This is a genomic window from Micromonospora tarensis, assembly GCF_016803395.1.
GTDB classification, from domain to species: domain Bacteria; phylum Actinomycetota; class Actinomycetes; order Mycobacteriales; family Micromonosporaceae; genus Micromonospora; species Micromonospora tarensis.
Genome location: NZ_JAEVHL010000147.1, coordinates 1 through 16,197 on the forward strand (window position 1 = coordinate 1; position 16,197 = coordinate 16,197).

Here is a 16,197-nt window from a genome sequence, read left to right on the forward strand (position 1 = left end):
CCCGACCCCGCTGCCCCCGACCCCGGTGGGCCGCACCGAGCGGGAGCTGTTCCTGCGGTTGACCCAGCGCAACCAGCGCCTACTGCGTGATCAACTCAGTCTGCTGGACGGGATGCAACGCCGGGAGCGGTCCGCCGAGGAGACCGACGAACTGTTCCGACTCGACCACCTCACCACCCGGGTCCGCCGCAACGTGGAGAAGCTGATCGCCCTGGCCGGCGCGGTCCCGGCCCGCCGTTGGCGACGCCCGGTGCCACTGCTCGACGTCGCGCGCGGCGCGGTCGCGGAGGTACCGGACTACCACCGGGTCCTGATCGCGCCGCACTGGCCATGGTCGCTCACCGGCCCGGCCGTGCCGGACGTCATCCACCTGCTGGCGGAGCTGATCGAGAACGCGATCAGCTACTCCCCGGCGGACACCACCGTCCGGGTCAGCGGCGAGCACCGACCACAGGGGTGCGCCGTGCTGGTCATCGACGACGGGCCCGGCCTGGACGCGGCCGCGCTCACCGAGGCGAACCAGGTGCTCTCCAGCCCGCCGACCGAGGTCCCGAGCACCGGCCCGACGGGCTGGTACACCGTCGCCGTGCTGGCCGGCCGGTGCGGCGCCCACGTCTCGTTGCGCCCCAGCCAGCGCGGCGGGACGGCCGCGGTGGTGCTCCTGCCAGCCCACCTGGTCACGGTCAACGACACCGGCCGTGCACCGGCCACCGCCGCGACCGGCACCCCGTACCCGCCGGTCCGCACCGGCGTCGACGTTCCCGACCAGGGTGGCGACGGTGCGCTGCCGACGCGGGTCCGCCACGCCGGCCCGATCGGCCCCGAACACGGCAGGACCAGCCTCGACACGGTCGAGATACCGATCGCGAGAACAGCAAGGAGACATCAATGACGTCTGCAGTGATGACCGAGGACGGCCTGACCGGCGCCCTGGACCGTCTGGTCGACCGGGTGCACGGCGCGGAGTTCGCGGTGGTGCTCTCCCCGGACGGGCTGCCGCTGGGCGGCTCGCGGCGGGTGGAGGCGAAGCTGGCCGAGCAGATCTCCGGCGTGGTCGCCGGCCTGATCGCGTTGGGGCTGGCCGCCACCCGGACCTGCGACTCGGGTCGGCTGCGTCAGGTCGTGGTGCAGATGTCGCGGGCGTTCCTGTTCATCGCCACCATCCCGAACGGCACCATCCTCACGGTGCGGATCGCCGGTGACGACGTCGAGGTCGGCGACATGGCGTACGAGGTGGCGCTCTTCGTGGGGCAGGCCGAGCAGCATCTGCCGATCACGTTGGGACCGGCCTCGTCGGCGACGATCGGGGACCCAGGTGCACTCCAGCGGCGCCGCTGACGAGGCGTGGTACGACGACGACGCGGGCCCGGTCGCCCGGCCGTACACGATGACCGGCGGGCGTACCGCGCCCACGCGCGGCGAATTCGACCTGATCTCCCTGGTCGTCGCCCGGCGCGGGGGCACGCCTCGCACGCCGCTCTTCCCCGAACAGGCGCGGATCGTCGAGCTGTGCCACCATCCAGTGTCGGTGGCCGAGATCGCCGCCGAGTTGGACCTTCCGTTGGGGACCGTCCGGGTGTTGCTCGGCGATCTGCTCACGGCCGGGCTGATCGAGACGCACGAACCGCCGATGCTGTCGGAGCTGCCGACCGAGCACCTGCTTGAGGCGATACTCGTCGGGCTTCGCGCCCTGTGACGGGGCAGGTGTCACAGGCACCCGGCGACGAACCGAAGGAGAGACAGGCAGTGCCGGCAACACCACCCCAGCAACGTCGTACCGTGGCGATCATCCTGCTGGATCGGGTCGTGGCCTTCGTCACGACCGCGCGGCGGGTGCTCACCGGCCGGGAGGACGTCTCGCGGGCCACCTGGGTGGCCGTGATCGCGGCGCTCGGGGTGCTGGTCGCGACGGCCACGTCGATAGTCGGGGTGCTGCGCACACCGGAGAAGCTGACCCCGGTGACCCTGGACCCGTCGCCGTCAGTCCAGCAGGTGGGCTCGTCGCCCGGCACGCCCCGGGCGCAGGCGCGCCCGGCGGTCACCAGCCCGGCGGCGTCCACTCCGCCGCCCACCTCGGCCGCCTCGGTCGCCCCGACCACCGGAGCGTCGACCCGGCCCACGCCGACCGGTACGACTGTCGCACCCACCCCGGCCGCCCTGAGCGCCGACTTCGCCGTCACGGACAACGCTCTGCTCAGCTATGGCGCCGCCGTGACGATCAACAATCCCGGGGCGGTCCCGGTGCCGGACTGGACCCTGGTCGTCACGCTGCCCCGGGAGTCACTGCGGATCACCACGGTCGAGGGCGCACAGGCCAGCCAGGACGGTGCGGTGTGGACGTTCGTGCCGGACGCCGCTGCGGTGCCCGCCAGCACCTCGACCCGGGTGACGTTCCGGGTGAACGGCTCGCTTACCGGCGCCGCTCCCACAGCCTGCACCATCGACGGGGCCACCTGCGCCGGCCTGGGGAACTGACCGGGTGCGGTACACCCGACGTTCCGACGGCCGCCATGCCTGATTGATCATCAGTTCGAGCGTGCTTCGTACCGTTCCGACCATGACTGTCCTACCCGCATCATCGTCGGCCGGCCGCGCCGGGCCGCGCCTCGGCGGCCTGGGTACCCGGGCCACCGCCGCCGTCGCCGTCTCGCCGTCACCGGCGCCGCCGTCGCGGTGACCGTCGCGACCTCGTCGCCCGCGACGCCGAGCCCGGCAGCGTCGTCGTCGCGGAGAACTTCTCGGCCGGGTCGTTGCCCGCCGGCTGGACCGCGGTCGACGGCACCTGGAAGGTCGAGAACGGCCGGCTGTACGGCACCTCCGCCAGCTCCAGCGAGAACAACAAGATCACCTTTGGTCGGCACCTGAACGACTTCCGCCTCGAGGCGACCATGCGCTTCGAGTCGGTCTCGGCCGCCACCCGCTGGGCCTCGCTCGGCATCGACGTCCCCGCCGACGGCGCCACCCCCTGGTGGATCGCCACCATGCGCAGCGGCACCACCGCCGCCAACGGCCTCGAGTTCGCCCAGCGGACCACGGGCAACGCCTGGGTCGTGACGAACACGGCCTCCGCCCCGTCCGCCGCCGGCACCGGCCGGGACGTCCACGTCGCCGTCGAGGTGCACGGCAACCAGGCCCGCTGGCTCTTCGACGGACGGGAGGCGATGCGCACGAGCAGCCTTCAGCGCTCCGCCAACGGCGTGCAGGGACTCTTCGTCAACGGCGCCACCGTGTCGTACGACGACGTCACCGTCACCGAACTGGCGTCGAACGGCTACCTGCGCCCCGAGGGCAGCCCGTTCACCGTGATCGCCCACCGGGGCGCGTCCGCCGCCGCACCGGAGAACACCCTCGTCGCGCAGGAGATCGCCCGTAAGGGCGGCGCCGACTGGATCGAGAACGACGTCCAGCCGAGCAAGGACGGCATCCCGTTCATCCTGCACGACGGCACCGTCGACCGGACCACCGACGGCACCGGCAACATCCGGGACCTGACCGCCACGCAGATCAAGGCGCTCGACGCCGGCTCCTGGTTCGGCCCCCAGTACGTCGGTGAGCGGGTGCCCACCCTCGCCGAGCAGCTCGCCGACCTGCGGGCCCGGGGCGGCAACCTGCTCGTGGAGATCAAGGGCAAGCACACCCCAGACGAGGTCGCCACGATCATCCAGGTGATCCGCGACGAGCAGATGATGGGCCGGGTCTTCATCCAGAGCTTCGAGGTCGACGCCCTGAGATACACCCACGAGATCGCCCCCGAGCTGCCGCTGGGTCTGCTGCGCAGCAGCCTCGACGCCGACCCGGTGGCGATCGCCAGGGAGCTGCACCTGACCGCGTACAACCCGGACGGCAACGCGCTGCTGGCCAAGCCGGAGGTCGTCGCCCCGTTGCACGCCGCCGGCGTCGCCGTGATGGCGTGGACGATGGACTCCGCCAGCCTGTGGCAGCGGTTGGAGCGGATCGGCACCGACGCGATCATCACCAACCGCGCGGCCGAGCTGGTCGGCTGGAACTCGGCGTTCCTCCAGCAGTCCCCCGCCGACCCGTCCGTGGAGATCACCTCGCCGGCCGACGGCGCTCGGCTGGACCGGGCACAGTCCCCGGTGATCGCCGTCGCCGCCAGCGACGCGGACACCGTCACCGTCACACTGGACGGCAGGAAGTCGGCCGCCGGGCGCAAGCTCGACCTGGCCAGGCTGACCGCCGGCCGGCACACCATCGCCGCCCAGGTGACCGGGCCCGCCGGCACGGCCACCGCGACCAGCGCCTTCACCGTGACGGTGAGCCAGGCCGGCCTCGGCTACCTGATCCTCACCTCGGGCGCCGATCCGGCGGCCGTCACCGCGATGACCACCAAGCTGGTCCACGGCCAGTACGCCGAGCTGGCCAGTTACGCCGACCGGCAGGCCGGCAAGCTGGTCCCGGCCGAGGTCGCCAGCGTCATCGCCGCCGACAGCCGCACCCTCGCCCTGAAGTAGCCCGAGCGGTCCCCGCCGTCGACAGTGGACGGCGGGGACGCTCGGCTCAGCCGACGGCCAGCGGTCTGACCCGCTGATCCCGCTCGCGCAGGACGGGCAGCGCCGGCGCGAGCGCCAGCAGCATGCAGAGGCCACCGATCGGCAGCAGGTCGAGGGTGACCACCGGCAGGACGATGCCGACGAACAGCAACGGGACGCTCCACCACGGCAGCCGCCGCCGAGCGGCGAGCAGGCCCGCGAGCACCAGCAGGCCGAGGAAGAAAAGCTGGGGCACGACGTCGTAGAAGGCGACCTCGACGCCGGGAACGGCCTTGAAGTCCGCGGCGAGCGCCGACATCTCCGCCCGGTCCTCGGCCAGCAGTCCCTCCACGATGTCGGCGCCGAACTGCACCACAGTGGCGGCGAGTCCGACCAGGGTGAGGGTCACCGCCCCGGTCCGCCACGGACTGCGCGGCAGCAGGCCGGACAGGGCGAGCACACCCGGGACGAAGAGCAGCAGACCGGCGAGAGCGGCCAGGTGGGCGGCCTGCCAGTCGAACCCGGGACCGTACACGTCGTCGGATCGCCCCCACAGCCGGACGAGTCCGTAGGCCACGATGCCGACCGGGCCGGCCATCACGTAGAGCGCAGCGCGTTTCATGCCGGCCATCATCTGGCCGTCGACGACCATCCGGCCTCGGGGAGGTTCCCTCGTGTGCCCCCGGCTTTTCGGCTCAGGTCTTCCACCGATCAACCCTGAGTGGAGCGGGCGGGTTCACCGTTCGGTGATGAGCGGGGCGTAGTCGCCCCTGGTGAGTGGTCTGCTGGACAGGGAACCGTCGGCCCGGGGCACACCGAGAGCCCTGCCGTCGCGGAGGAAGGCCACTGTGGTGACGTCCGCACGGCTGGTCAGGGTGCAGACGATCTGCCCGAAGGCGAGCACCTCGTCGCTGCGGCCGCCGTCGTGGGCGGGTTGGTCCACCGCGACGAGCGCCTGGGTCCCGGTCACGGTCGCGCCAGCCGCGTTGACCGCCCCGGGCAGCGCGCTGGTCAGGTCGCTGTCGCGTTCGGCGCCGCTGGGCCCGGCGAGCAGGTGCCGCAGTTGGTCCGCGATGGAGGGCGGCCGGTCGACGCGCCGGACCACGGGGACGATGCGGTTGTCGCGGACCAGGCAGAGTGTCTCGACGGCACGGCCGGCCGGCACCGTGGCCTCGGCGGGAGCGGAGCTGCGCAACGGCCCACCCGGTGGCCGCACCGAACGAGGGCCGTCGTCGGTGGGGATGCCGCAGCCGGTGAGCAGCACGGCGAGCGCCACCGGGGCGAGACGACGGCGCCTCACGGCAGACTCCCCGGCGGGGTGACCCGGAAAGACGCGCCCCCGCCCGGACGGTCGGCGACGGTCACCTGCCCCGCGTGCGCGGCGGCGTGCTGGGCGACCAGCGCGAGCCCGAGCCCGGTGCCGTCGCCGGCGCCCCGGGTGTGCGCGGCTCGCCCGCGCACGAACCGGTCGAAGATAACCTCCCGATCCTCGACGGGGACGCCCGGACCGTCATCGTCGACCTCGATGACGCCGGTGTCACCGTCTCGCGAGAGCCGAACAGCCGCCGGGCCGCCACCGTAGGTGACGGCGTTGTCGAACAGGTTCGCCAGGACCTGGGCGATCCGCCGCCGCTCGACCTGCCAGACCGCTGGCGCGTCCGGCGCCAGCTCGACAAGCCCGACCAGCAGGTCGTACGGCTCGCACGCCTCCCGGGCCAGCTCCACCACGTCGACCGGGGCCCGGTGGGCGGGCTGGTCACTGCGGGCCAGGTCGATCAGGTCGTTGACGAGCCGCTGGAAACGGTCGATCTCGTCGGCGACGAGCCCGGCGGCGGTGGCCGTGCGTTCGTCCTGGTGATCCCGGCGGCGGGCCAGGACGCTGGCCGCCGCGGCGAGGGTCTGCAACGGGGAACGCAGTTCGTGACTGACGTCGGCGGCGAACCGGCGGTCCCGCTCGATCCGGCGGGCGAGCCGGTCGACCATCTGGTTGAACGAGGAGGAGAGGCGGGTCAGGTCGGGGTCGGTGGCCGGGTCGAGCCGGGCGGTGAAGTCGCCGGCGGCGATCTTCTCGGCCGCGTCGGCCACCGCCGTCAGGGGTCGTAACCCGTGCCGGGTGGCGTACCAGGCGAGCGCGGCACCGGACCCGGCGACCAGCACCGCGACGGTGGTCAACGCGAGCGCCAGGACCTGGAACGTCTGCTCCAGCTCGCGCAGCGAGTTGACCTCGAAATACGTCGCCGCCGCGGACAGCGGCACCCCCACCACCAGGGCCGGTTGCCCGCCGACGCGGACCCGCTGCACCGCCGGCTCTCCGGCGGTGACGGCCCGCAGCAGCTCGGCGGGGACGGCGGCGGTGGTACCGGGATCGGCGGCGCGCGCGTACCACTCGCCGTTGAGGTGCAGCACCGGCCGACGGCTCCCGCCGGTGTCCAAGGATCGGAGCACCGCCACCACGTCCGGGGTGTCGGTGTCGAGGCCGGCACGCACCACGGCGGCGTCGAAGTAGGCGGCCCGCACGGCGATGCGTTCCCGGTCGTCGAGCAGGGACCGGCGGGTCAGCTCGTAGGAGACCAACGCCATCGACGCCGAGAGCAGCAGCGCGCCGACGGCGAACGCGGCCGTCACCCGGGTACGTAGTCCGAGCCGTCTCATCGTTGCAGCTTGTAGCCCAGGCCGCGCAGGGTGATTAGGTGCCGGGGGTTGGCCGGGTCCGGTTCAATCTTCTGCCGCAGGCGGCCGACGTGCACGTCGACGAGCCGTTCGTCGCCGCTGGTGTACCCCCACACCCGTTGCAGCAGCTGCTGACGGGACAACACCCGGCCGGCGTGTTCGGCCAACTCACAGAGGAGCCGGAACTCGGTGCGGTTGACCGTGACCTGCTGGCCGGCGCGGCGTACCTCGCCCGCCTCCGGACTGATCTCCAACTCGCCGAAGGCGACCGCCGGCACGTCGTCGGAGGTCGATGCCCCGGCGATCGGGCGGGCCCGGCGGCGCAGGGCCCGCAGTCGAGCGGTCAGCTCCCTGATCGCCACGGGCTTGACCACGTAGTCGTCGGCACCGGCCTCGAGGGCGGCGACGATGTCGTCGGTGCCGTCGCGGGCACTGACCACCACGATCGGGACGTCGTCGTCGCGGCGCAGCTGCCGGATGCACTCGAAGCCGTCGAGGCCCGGCAGCATCAGGTCGACGAGCACGTAGTCGGTGCACATCATCGACTCGACCGGCCTGGGTCTCCTGGTCCGCGCCCACCGTGCCGGCCGCGAACACGGGGTCACGCTCTGCCTGGCCGCGCCGTCGCGGTTCATCCGCACCGTGCTGCACACCATGCGGCTGGACGGCGCCTTCCCGATCTTCGACAGCCGCGACGACGCCCTCGCCCAGCTGTCCGACGGCAGCGACGGGGACGGCCGGGTGGCGAGCATGTCTCATGCTTGACTGGTGATTCGCTTCGTACTGAACGTGCTGTGGCTCGTCTTCGGCGGTGGGATCGTGCTGGCGATCGGCTACGGCGTCGCCGCGCTGATCTGCTTCGCCCTGGTCGTCACCATCCCCTTTGGCGTCGCGTCGTTACGCCTCGCCGGTTATTCGCTGTGGCCCTTCGGCCGCACCCTGGTGCCCAAGGCGGGCGCGGGCGTCGGCTCCGGCGTGGCGAACGTCCTCTGGGTGGTGCTGGCGGGCTGGTGGCTCGCGCTCTCCCACCTCGTCGCGGGCGTCGCGCTCTGCGTCACGATCATCGGGATCCCGTTCGGCATCGCCAACTTCAAGCTCGTCCCGGTGGCGTTCTGGCCGCTGGGCCGCGAGGTCGTCGACGCGCCGTGACCCGGCGGAGTGCGACCAGATGATCGAGAAACGGGGGACAACACACCCCTGCCACTCCTAACTTATAGCGCACTGGGGGGCTTGCGGCAAGACCCGGGTCGTGCCGCAAAATCGTCGGCCGAGACCAGAATCTGCCGAAATGGAAGTTCCCCAGTGCGCTCCTTGCCGACCTCCGTGTTCGAACTCCCCGACCGCCTCTCCGCCAAGGCCGACCCGACGCTGATCGCCCGCGACGAGCAGCACTTCGCGGCGATGGCGCAGAGCCTCGAGCAGCTGAGCGCCGAGCTGTCCGACCGCCTCGCCACCGAGCGCAGAGCGCCCGGCGGGAAGGGCCGGCAGGCGGTGGACCGGGACGAGGAGGTCCGCCGGCTGACCGCCCGGCTGCGCGCGCTGAGCCGCCACGGGCTGGACCTGTGCCTCGGCCACGTGGTCGAGGCGGCAACCCGGAGCCTGTGTACATCGGGCGTCGCGGCCTCACCGACAGCGCCGGCCGCCGGTTGCTGCTCGACTGGCGCTCGCCCGCCGCCGAGCCGTTCTTCGGCGCGACCCACGCCAACCCGATGGGGCTGGCGAGCCGCCGCCGGTACCGGTGGACCCGTGGCCGGATCAGCGACTACTGGGACGAGGTGTTCACCCCGGACGGGTTCGTCGGGCACGCCGTCGCGCTCGACGACCAGTCCGCGTTCATCGCCAGCCTGGGCAGCGCCCGGTCGACCCGGATGCGTGACGTGCTCAGCACGATCCAGGCCGACCAGGACGCGATCATCCGCGCGGGTTCGGCCGGCGCCCTCGTCGTCGACGGTGGTCCGGGCACCGGGAAGACGGTGGTCGCCCTGCACCGCACCGCCTATCTGCTCTACTCCGATCCGCGCCTCGGTCAACGCCGGGGTGGGGTGCTCTTCGTGGGCCCGCACCAGCCGTACCTGGCCTACGTCTCCGACGTGCTGCCCAGCCTCGGGGAGGAGGACGCGCAGACCTGCACCCTGCGGGACCTCGTCCCGGAGGGGGCCACGGCGGGCGTCGACACCGACGCGGAGGTCGCCCGGTTGAAGTCGTCAGCGGACCTGGTCGCGGCGATCGACGCGGCCGTGCGGTTCTACGAGGAACCACCTGGCACACCGATGACGATCACGACCGACGACGCCGAGATCCGGCTCAGCCCCGACGACTGGGCCGACGCGTTCCAGGCGCCGGGACCGGGCACCCCGCACAACGAGGCGCGCGCGGAGATCTGGGAGGAGTTGCTCACGATCCTCATCGACAGGTACGACGGCGACGAACCGGACGACCTGCTCCGCGCCGCGCTGCTGCGCAACCGGGAACTGCGGACGGCGTTCCACAGCGCCTGGCCGCTGCTCGACGCGGCCGATCTCGTCAGCGACCTCTGGTCGGTCCCCGCGTACCTGCGCAGGTGTGCGCCATGGCTCAGCCCGGAGCAGGTCCGGACGTTGCAGCGGGACGACCCGCGGGCCTGGACCATGTCCGATCTGCCGCTGCTGGACGCGGCGCGGCAGCGGCTCGGTGCGCCGGCCAGGTCGGCGGGCGCCCACCGGTCCGACCTCGCCGAAGCCGTCCAGCGCGAGCACCTGGCCCGGGTCGTCGACGAACTGCTCGCGGCGCACAGCTACGACGACGGTGAGGGCCTGCTGACGATGCTGCGCCAGCCGGATCTGCGCGACGTCCTGGCCGACCAGCCCGTGGGGCCGGAGGCCGATTCGGACCTGCTGGCCGGACCGTTCGCGCACATCGTGGTCGACGAGGCCCAGGAACTGACCGACGCCCAGTGGCAGATGCTGCTCGCCCGCTGCCCGTCGCGCAGCTTCACCATCGTGGGCGACCGCGCCCAGGCTCGGCACGGGTTCACCGAGTCGTGGCAGGAACGCCTCGAGCGGGTCGGGCTCGACCGGATCACGCTCGCCGCACTGACCATCAACTACCGCACGCCGGAGGAGGTCATGGCGGAAGCCGCACCGGTCATCCGGGCCGCACTCCCGGACGCCAACGTGCCGACCTCCATCCGCGGCACCGGGCTCCCCGTCGTCAGGGGATCAACCGCCGACCTGGGCTCGATCCTGGACGCCTGGCTCGACGCGCACGCCGACGGGATCGCCTGCGTGATCGGCGACCCGACGTTCGCGCCGACGCCCCGGGTCCGGTCGCTGAGCCCGGAGCAGGTCAAGGGGCTCGAGTTCGACCTGGTCGTCCTCGTCGACCCGGAGGCCTTCGGGATTGGGATCGAAGGGGCGGTGGACCGCTACGTCGCGATGACCCGGGCGACCCAGCAACTGGTGATCCTGACGACGCCCTGACGGCGAGGGCGCGGGACCGGCGGTCGAACGCTCTCGTTTCGAGATTCTCGATACCGGATACCCTGCGCCCTGTGGAGTTCCAGGTGCTCGGGGATGTCGCGGCCAGCCACCAGGGCAACCCGGTTGAGCTGGGTCGGCGACAGGAGCGCTGCCTGTTGGGGTTGCTGCTGCTGGAGCCCGGTCGGGTGCTGCTGACGGACCGCCTGATCGAGCTGCTCTGGCAGGCCGCCGACGCGGCGGAGCGGCGGGCGACCCTGCACACCTACGTGGCCCGGCTGCGCCGCCGGCTCGCCCCGTACGGAGTTCGCATCGTCACGCGCGGTGGCGGTTACCTGATCGACGTGGACCCCGCGACTGTCGACCTGCACCGGTTCACCGCCGAGGTGGAGCGGACCCGCACGATCGCCGAGCCGGCGCTTCGTGCGCAGGCGCTCGCGGCGGCCCTCGACCTGTGGCGCGGTCCGCTGCTGGCCGGCGTCGCGGACGAGACGATGCGCCAGCGGCTCGGGCGTGATCTGGAGGAGCGGCGGCTCGCCGCGTTCGAGCGGCGGGTGGAGGCCGAACTCGCCGCCGGCGAGCATCTGCGGGTGGTGGGGCTGCTCGCCGATCTGGTGCGGGAGTTCCCGACCAGGGAACACGGCATCGAGCTGTTCATGCTGGCGCTGAGTCGGGCGGGCCGGCGTACCGAAGCGCTCGAGGTGTACCGCACCGCACGCCGAACGCTTGTCGAGGAGTTCGGCGTCGAGCCCGGCCAGGATCTCCAGCGCCTGCACCAACGCATCCTCGCCGACGATCCGGACCTCACCCTACCGACGCCCGGCAGCACCCCGGCCGCGCCGCGTCACCTTCCCCGTGACGTCCCGGGATTCGTCGGCCGGGTCGCGGAGCTCGTGGCCCTGGACGACGCCCTCGATGACGGTGGCCCGTCCCGTGGCGTCGCCACCATCTGCACGATCGGCGGGATCGGCGGGCTCGGCAAGACCGCGCTGGCGGTGCACTGGGCGCATCGGGTGGCGTCGCGGTACCCGGACGGGCAGGTGTTAGTCAATCTCCGTGGTCACGGCACCGACGCGCCGACCCGTCCGATCGACGCGCTGGGCCAGCTGCTGCGCGGGCTGAGCGTGCCGCCGGGGCGGATACCCGTCGACGTCGACGAGGCGTCGGCCCTCTACCGGTCGACGCTCGCGGACCGACGGGTGTTGGTAGTGCTCGACAACGCCGCCTCCTCCGAGCAGGTGCGGCCCCTGCTTCCGGCGTCGGCGCACTGCCTGACGGTCATCACCAGCCGGAACCGACTCGACGGGCTGGTCGCCCACGAGGGGGCGCGGAGCCTACGACCGGGTCTGCTCAGCGACGACGAGGCGTACCAACTGGTCGTGACGATGATCGGCGCGGACCGGGCCGCGACGGCGGGCCGCGACCAGATCGTCCGGCTGGCGGCGCTCTGCGGCAACCTGCCGCTGGCGCTGCGCGTGGCCGCCGCGCGCGTCGTCGTGGACGAGCGGCTGACCGTCCCGGAGCTGCTGCGCGAGCTGACGAACGCCCGGGAACGGTTGTCCGGGCTCGTCGTCGAGGGCGACGCGGCGGTACGCGGCGTCTTCGCGGTGTCCTACCACGCCCTGTCGGCCGCCTCGGCGCGGGTGTTCCGGCTGCTGGGCCTCGTGCCGAACACCGCGCTGTCGACCGCGGCGGTGGCCGTCCTCGCCGGTCAGCCGGAGGGCCAGCTCCGGGACCACATCGCGGACCTGGTCGACCGGCACCTGCTCGACGACGCGGGCACGGGCCGCTACCAGATGCACGACCTGCTCCGACTGTACGGCGCGGAGCGGGCCGAGGCAGAGGACTCCGAACCTGATCGGAGGCGGGCGGTGGGACGGCTCGCCGACGCGTACGTCCAGCAGGGGGTGGCCGCCCAGGCCGTCTTCCACCGGGTCCGCGCGACGGTGCCCATGCGCTTCGAGCACCCACTCGCCCAGCCGCCCGGTTTCGACTCGATCGACGCCGCCAGCGAGTGGTTCCAGGTGGAGGGCGGCAACCTGCTGGCGCTGGTCCGGATCTGCGACGGCCTCGGCCTGGCGCGGGAGACCTGGCAGCTCGCCGACTGTCAGTACCCGTTCCTGGTGCGGACGCACGCGCTGCCGACGCTGCGGGAGACCCAGGAGCTGGGGGTGACCGCGGCCCGCCTCGACGGTCGGCCGGACGCCGAGCGGCTGATGGCCAACGGCCTCGGGGTCGGCTACGCGCTGGGGCGGGATTTCGACCAGGCCATCCAGTGGATGAAGCACGCCGCGCAGGCCAACGCGGAGCACAGCTCCCCCCGCGACGAGGTCGTCAGCCAGATGAGCATCGGCAACGCCTACGGGCAGAAGGGCGACTGGGCGGAGGCCGAGGAGCAGCTGCGGCTGGCCATCGCCGGTGCCCGGCGGCTGGACGACACGTTCATGCTGTGCGTCTGCCTGAGCAACCTCGGCTGGCTCTACACCGAGCAGGGCCGGGCGCAGGAGTCGCTCGCCCTCCTCGAGGAGGCGTTACGGATCGCCGTCGAGCACGACATCCGGCAGCAGATCCCGCCGCTGGAGGTGCACCTGGCGCACCAGAACGCGAACCTCTCGCGGTACGCGGCCACGGTCCGCCACGCCAGGGCGGCGGTGGCGCACCGACACCTTGGAGATCGACTCAGCACCGCTCGCGGGCTCTACTGGCTGGGTGTGGGTCTCGACGGTCTCGGCGGCACGGCGGAAGCCATCGGCTACTGGCGGGAGTCCCTGGAGTTGATGACCGAGATCGGCAGCGGCGACGCGGAGTATCCGGTGGCCGCCCTGGCGCGGGCCGGCCACCACCCGCAGGGCGGTCCGCTCTGAGCCCACCGAGCCCACCCCGGTTGGTAAGGGTTTGGTCAGATCAGCGCGGCACCCTGTCAGGTGCGGCGGGGGTGGCTCAGCATGCTGACGGGACCCAGCGGTGCTGCCCATCCGGGAACGTGCGACGAACTGTCTCCGCAGGGCCAACACGGGGTGGCCCTGCGGAAACCGTTCGTCGCGCCGCTCGCGGTCCTACTGGCCCAGCGTCACGTGCAGGATCCTCTCGTTGCTGTTGTTCGGGATGCTGTCCTTGTCACCCTGGTTGGTGGTGGTCAGCCACAGTCCCCCGTCGGGAGCCGGCTCCACCGTCCGCAACCGACCGTAGGTGCCACTGAAGTACGTCTGCACGTTCGTCAGGCTGCTTCCGCTGATCACCGCGCGGTACATGCGCGCACCACGGGTACAGGCCACGTAGAGCGCGTCCCGCACGATCGTGATGCCGGAGCAGGACCCTTCGGCGGTCGGATAGGTGCGCGCCGGCGCGATGAACCCGGCGGTACCGCAGGCCCCACTTGTGCCCTCGCACGCCGGCCAGCCGTAGTTGCCGCCCCGGGTGATCAGGTTGGTCTCGTCCATGATCGAGTTGCCGAACTCCTGCTCCCACAGCCGGCCCTGCGAGTCGAACGCCAACCCCTGCGGGTTGCGGTGGCCGTAGCTCCACACGTAGTTGCCGAACGGGTTGTCCGAGGGGACGGTGCCGTCCGGGTTGAGCCGCAGGATCTTGCCCTCGAGGCTCGACCGGTCCTGCGCGTAGTTGCCGTTCTGGGCGTCACCCGTGCTGGCGTAGAGCTTGCCGTCCGGGCCGAACCGGAGCCGGCCACCGTCGTGGTACTTGTTGCGCCGGATGCCGGTGAGGAGCACCTGCTCGGTGGCGGTGTCGAGCCGACCGTTCTCCAGCCTGATCCGCACGATCCGGTTGTCACTCGGCGAGGTGTGCATGATGTACAGCCAGCGGTCGCTGCCGTAGCTGGCCGAGATGGCGAGCCCGAGCAGGCCCCCCTCACCGTCGGTGCTCTGCACGTTCGGCACCGTGCCGAGGTTGGTCGTGGCTCCGGTGGCCGGGTTGAGCTGGATGATGTCGTGCGCGTCGCGGCGGTTGTAGAGGACGCTGCCGTCCGGCAACGTCACCAGACCCCATGGGACGTCGGTGTCGGTGCTGACCTGGCGAACCCCGCACACCGGGTTGCCGCACGCCGCGCCGGTGCTCACCGTCGTGGTGGCGCTGCGCGACGAGGTGTTGCCCTGCGCGTCCCGGGCCACCACGTAGTACTGGTAGGCGGTGTTCGCCGCCAGGCCGCTGTCGGTGAACGTGGTGGCCGGCGGTGCGCCGGTGACCGTGCCCACCTGCACGCCACCGCGATGGATGTCGTACGCCCGCACCCCGATGTTGTCGGTCGACGCGGCCCAGCGCAGGGTCACAGTGGTGCCCGACGCGGTGCCGGTGAGCTGTTGCGGCGCGGTCGGCGGCTGGGTGTCGGCCTGACAGGCCGGCGGGGTGATCGAGACCGTGGCGCTCGCCTGGGACACGTTGCCGGCGGCGTCGCGGGCGTTGACGTACAGGCCCCAGGTCGCACCGGCGACCACGCTGAGATTGGTGGAGAGCGTCGTGCCGCTCACCGACGTCATCAGCTGACCGTCGTGGTAGATGTCGTAGTAGGCCACCGCGACGTTGTCCGTCGAGGCGTTCCAGGCGAACGTCACCGAGTTGCACGTCAGGCCGCTCACCCGTGGGCTCCCGGGCGCGGTGGGCGGCTGACTGTCGGCGCTGCCGAGCGACGTCGTCCACCGTTGGTTGGACTGCCCGTTGCAGGTCCAGAGACCGACGACGGTGCCGTTGGCGCTGCCCGCGCCGGTCACGTCCAGGCACAGGCCGGACTGGACGCCGACGATGGTCCCGCTGGTGGTGATCCGCCAGCGCTGGTTGGCGCCACCGGTGCAGCCGTTGATCTGGAGCGCGGCCGGGGCGGTGGTGTCCTGGCCGACCACGTCCAGGCACATGGTCTCGTCGTAGACCCGCAGCTCACCACTCGCGGTGAGGGTCCACGCCTGGTTGGCCTGACCGTTGCAGTCGTAGATGTTGATGCCGGTGCCGGCCGTTCTGCCGTTGCCGACCACGTCCAGACAACGGCCGCTGGCCACGCCGACCACCGTCGACGGCGCCGCGGCGGCTGCCGGCACACCGACGGCCACGGTCAGCAGCGTGACCGCCGCCATCGTCACCGGCAACAGCCGCCGTCGTGGGCGACGTGGGTTTGCCCGCGTGCTGACTCGCATCCGTCCTCCAGGATCGATCACACACCAAACAGCAGACATCGACCATCAAAGATGCATACGGCGCCCAAGTCAAACGATGTCGATCGATCGGCGGCAAACCCGCAGATCCGCCCACGCTTCGCACCTCGACGGCGTCGTCTACTCATCGACGTCCCCCACCATCGGTGCTCCCGCTCCTCCTCCTCAGGTCGTAGGCGCAGTGCCGTCCTGCGCCAGATGGCCGCGGGCGGTTCCTCGAACAGGCTTGGTCCATGGCACCGGGTGACCCCGCACGGATCCGCTCCAGACACCCGGTCGCCGGGAAAGGCACCGGCAGATGATGCGCTCACGAACTGGTCTTCGACCCCGACTCGGCGCAGTGCTGGCGGCCACCGCCGTCGTCGCCCTGACCGCGGCGGGCTGTGGCGCGCCGCCCCGCGACCCCGCGCCGCCCGCCCCCCGCCC

At 72.1% G+C, this 16,197-nt stretch carries 11 protein-coding genes and 3 pseudogenes; 9 read left to right on the forward strand and 5 right to left on the reverse strand.

Annotation, left to right across the window (positions count from 1 at the left end; all coding sequences use genetic code 11):
* The 5 genes from JM949_RS23670 to JM949_RS23690 all read left to right on the forward strand — a co-directional run.
* Nucleotides 1-892, forward strand: an 892-nt coding sequence (locus tag JM949_RS23670; protein WP_203150525.1) for a sensor histidine kinase, incomplete at its 5' end; no start/stop codon positions are given.
* Nucleotides 889-1,338, forward strand: coding sequence for a roadblock/LC7 domain-containing protein (locus JM949_RS23675; RefSeq protein ID WP_203150526.1), 450 nt, complete (start codon nucleotides 889-891; stop codon nucleotides 1,336-1,338). The genes JM949_RS23670 and JM949_RS23675, both read left to right, overlap by 4 nt.
* Nucleotides 1,316-1,696: a DUF742 domain-containing protein gene (locus JM949_RS23680; RefSeq protein WP_203150527.1), complete on the forward strand. Its 381-nt coding sequence runs from the start codon at nucleotides 1,316-1,318 to the stop codon at nucleotides 1,694-1,696. Before JM949_RS23675 ends, JM949_RS23680 begins: the two co-directional genes overlap by 23 nt.
* Before the next feature lie 83 nt (nucleotides 1,697-1,779).
* Nucleotides 1,780-2,475 carry a cellulose binding domain-containing protein gene (locus JM949_RS39300; RefSeq protein WP_203150528.1) on the forward strand — a complete coding sequence of 232 codons (696 nt, stop codon included), beginning with the start codon at nucleotides 1,780-1,782 and terminating at the stop codon, nucleotides 2,473-2,475.
* Nucleotides 2,476-2,750: 275 nt separating this feature from the next.
* Complete coding sequence (locus JM949_RS23690; RefSeq protein WP_238433746.1) at nucleotides 2,751-4,472, forward strand: glycerophosphodiester phosphodiesterase; 1,722 nt, start codon at nucleotides 2,751-2,753, stop codon at nucleotides 4,470-4,472.
* A 46-nt stretch (nucleotides 4,473-4,518) separates the two neighbouring features.
* Here JM949_RS23690 and JM949_RS23695 read toward each other — a convergent pair whose 3' ends face one another.
* The 4 genes and pseudogenes from JM949_RS23695 to JM949_RS23710 all read right to left on the reverse strand — a co-directional run.
* Entirely contained in the window at nucleotides 4,519-5,112 is a 594-nt protein-coding gene (locus JM949_RS23695; RefSeq protein WP_203150529.1) for a hypothetical protein, read from the reverse strand.
* Nucleotides 5,113-5,226: 114 nt separating this feature from the next.
* Nucleotides 5,227-5,790, reverse strand: a complete 564-nt coding sequence (locus JM949_RS23700; RefSeq protein ID WP_203150530.1) for a GerMN domain-containing protein — start codon at nucleotides 5,788-5,790, stop codon at nucleotides 5,227-5,229.
* Nucleotides 5,787-7,142: a sensor histidine kinase gene (locus JM949_RS23705; RefSeq protein ID WP_203150531.1), complete on the reverse strand. Its 1,356-nt coding sequence runs from the start codon at nucleotides 7,140-7,142 to the stop codon at nucleotides 5,787-5,789. Before JM949_RS23705 ends, JM949_RS23700 begins: the two co-directional genes overlap by 4 nt.
* A pseudogene (locus tag JM949_RS23710) lies at nucleotides 7,139-7,690 on the reverse strand (winged helix-turn-helix domain-containing protein); the annotation flags it as partial. The gene JM949_RS23705 and the pseudogene JM949_RS23710, both read right to left, overlap by 4 nt.
* Between JM949_RS23710 and JM949_RS37645 the strand changes: the two are divergent.
* From JM949_RS37645 to JM949_RS23725, 4 genes and pseudogenes are all read left to right on the forward strand, one after another.
* Nucleotides 7,689-7,925: pseudogene (locus tag JM949_RS37645) on the forward strand (STAS domain-containing protein); the annotation flags it as partial. The pseudogenes JM949_RS23710 and JM949_RS37645 overlap by 2 nt on opposite strands.
* A 3-nt stretch (nucleotides 7,926-7,928) precedes the next feature.
* On the forward strand, nucleotides 7,929-8,309 hold the full coding sequence (locus JM949_RS23715; protein ID WP_203150533.1) for a YccF domain-containing protein: 381 nt from the start codon (nucleotides 7,929-7,931) through the stop codon (nucleotides 8,307-8,309).
* Nucleotides 8,310-8,471: 162 nt separating this feature from the next.
* A pseudogene (gene helR / locus JM949_RS23720) lies at nucleotides 8,472-10,618 on the forward strand (RNA polymerase recycling motor ATPase HelR).
* A 71-nt stretch (nucleotides 10,619-10,689) separates the two neighbouring features.
* Nucleotides 10,690-13,479 (forward strand): AfsR/SARP family transcriptional regulator, encoded by a 2,790-nt coding sequence (locus tag JM949_RS23725; protein ID WP_203150534.1) that lies wholly within the window; start codon nucleotides 10,690-10,692, stop codon nucleotides 13,477-13,479.
* Between the two features lie 192 nt (nucleotides 13,480-13,671).
* Here JM949_RS23725 and JM949_RS23730 read toward each other — a convergent pair whose 3' ends face one another.
* Nucleotides 13,672-15,753: a PQQ-dependent sugar dehydrogenase gene (locus tag JM949_RS23730; protein ID WP_238433747.1), complete on the reverse strand. Its 2,082-nt coding sequence runs from the start codon at nucleotides 15,751-15,753 to the stop codon at nucleotides 13,672-13,674.
* Nucleotides 15,754-16,197 lie beyond the last annotated feature (444 nt).

Excerpts from the sequence above, each read along its gene's own strand:
- JM949_RS23705 (WP_203150531.1), bottom strand. The coding sequence starts at position 7,142 with ATGAGACGGCTCGGACTACGTACCCGGGTGACGGCCGCGTTCGCCGTC.
- JM949_RS23730 (WP_238433747.1), bottom strand. The coding sequence starts at position 15,753 with ATGCGAGTCAGCACGCGGGCAAACCCACGTCGCCCACGACGGCGGCTG.
- JM949_RS23695 (WP_203150529.1), bottom strand. The coding sequence starts at position 5,112 with ATGAAACGCGCTGCGCTCTACGTGATGGCCGGCCCGGTCGGCATCGTG.
- JM949_RS23675 (WP_203150526.1), top strand. The coding sequence starts at position 889 with ATGACGTCTGCAGTGATGACCGAGGACGGCCTGACCGGCGCCCTGGAC.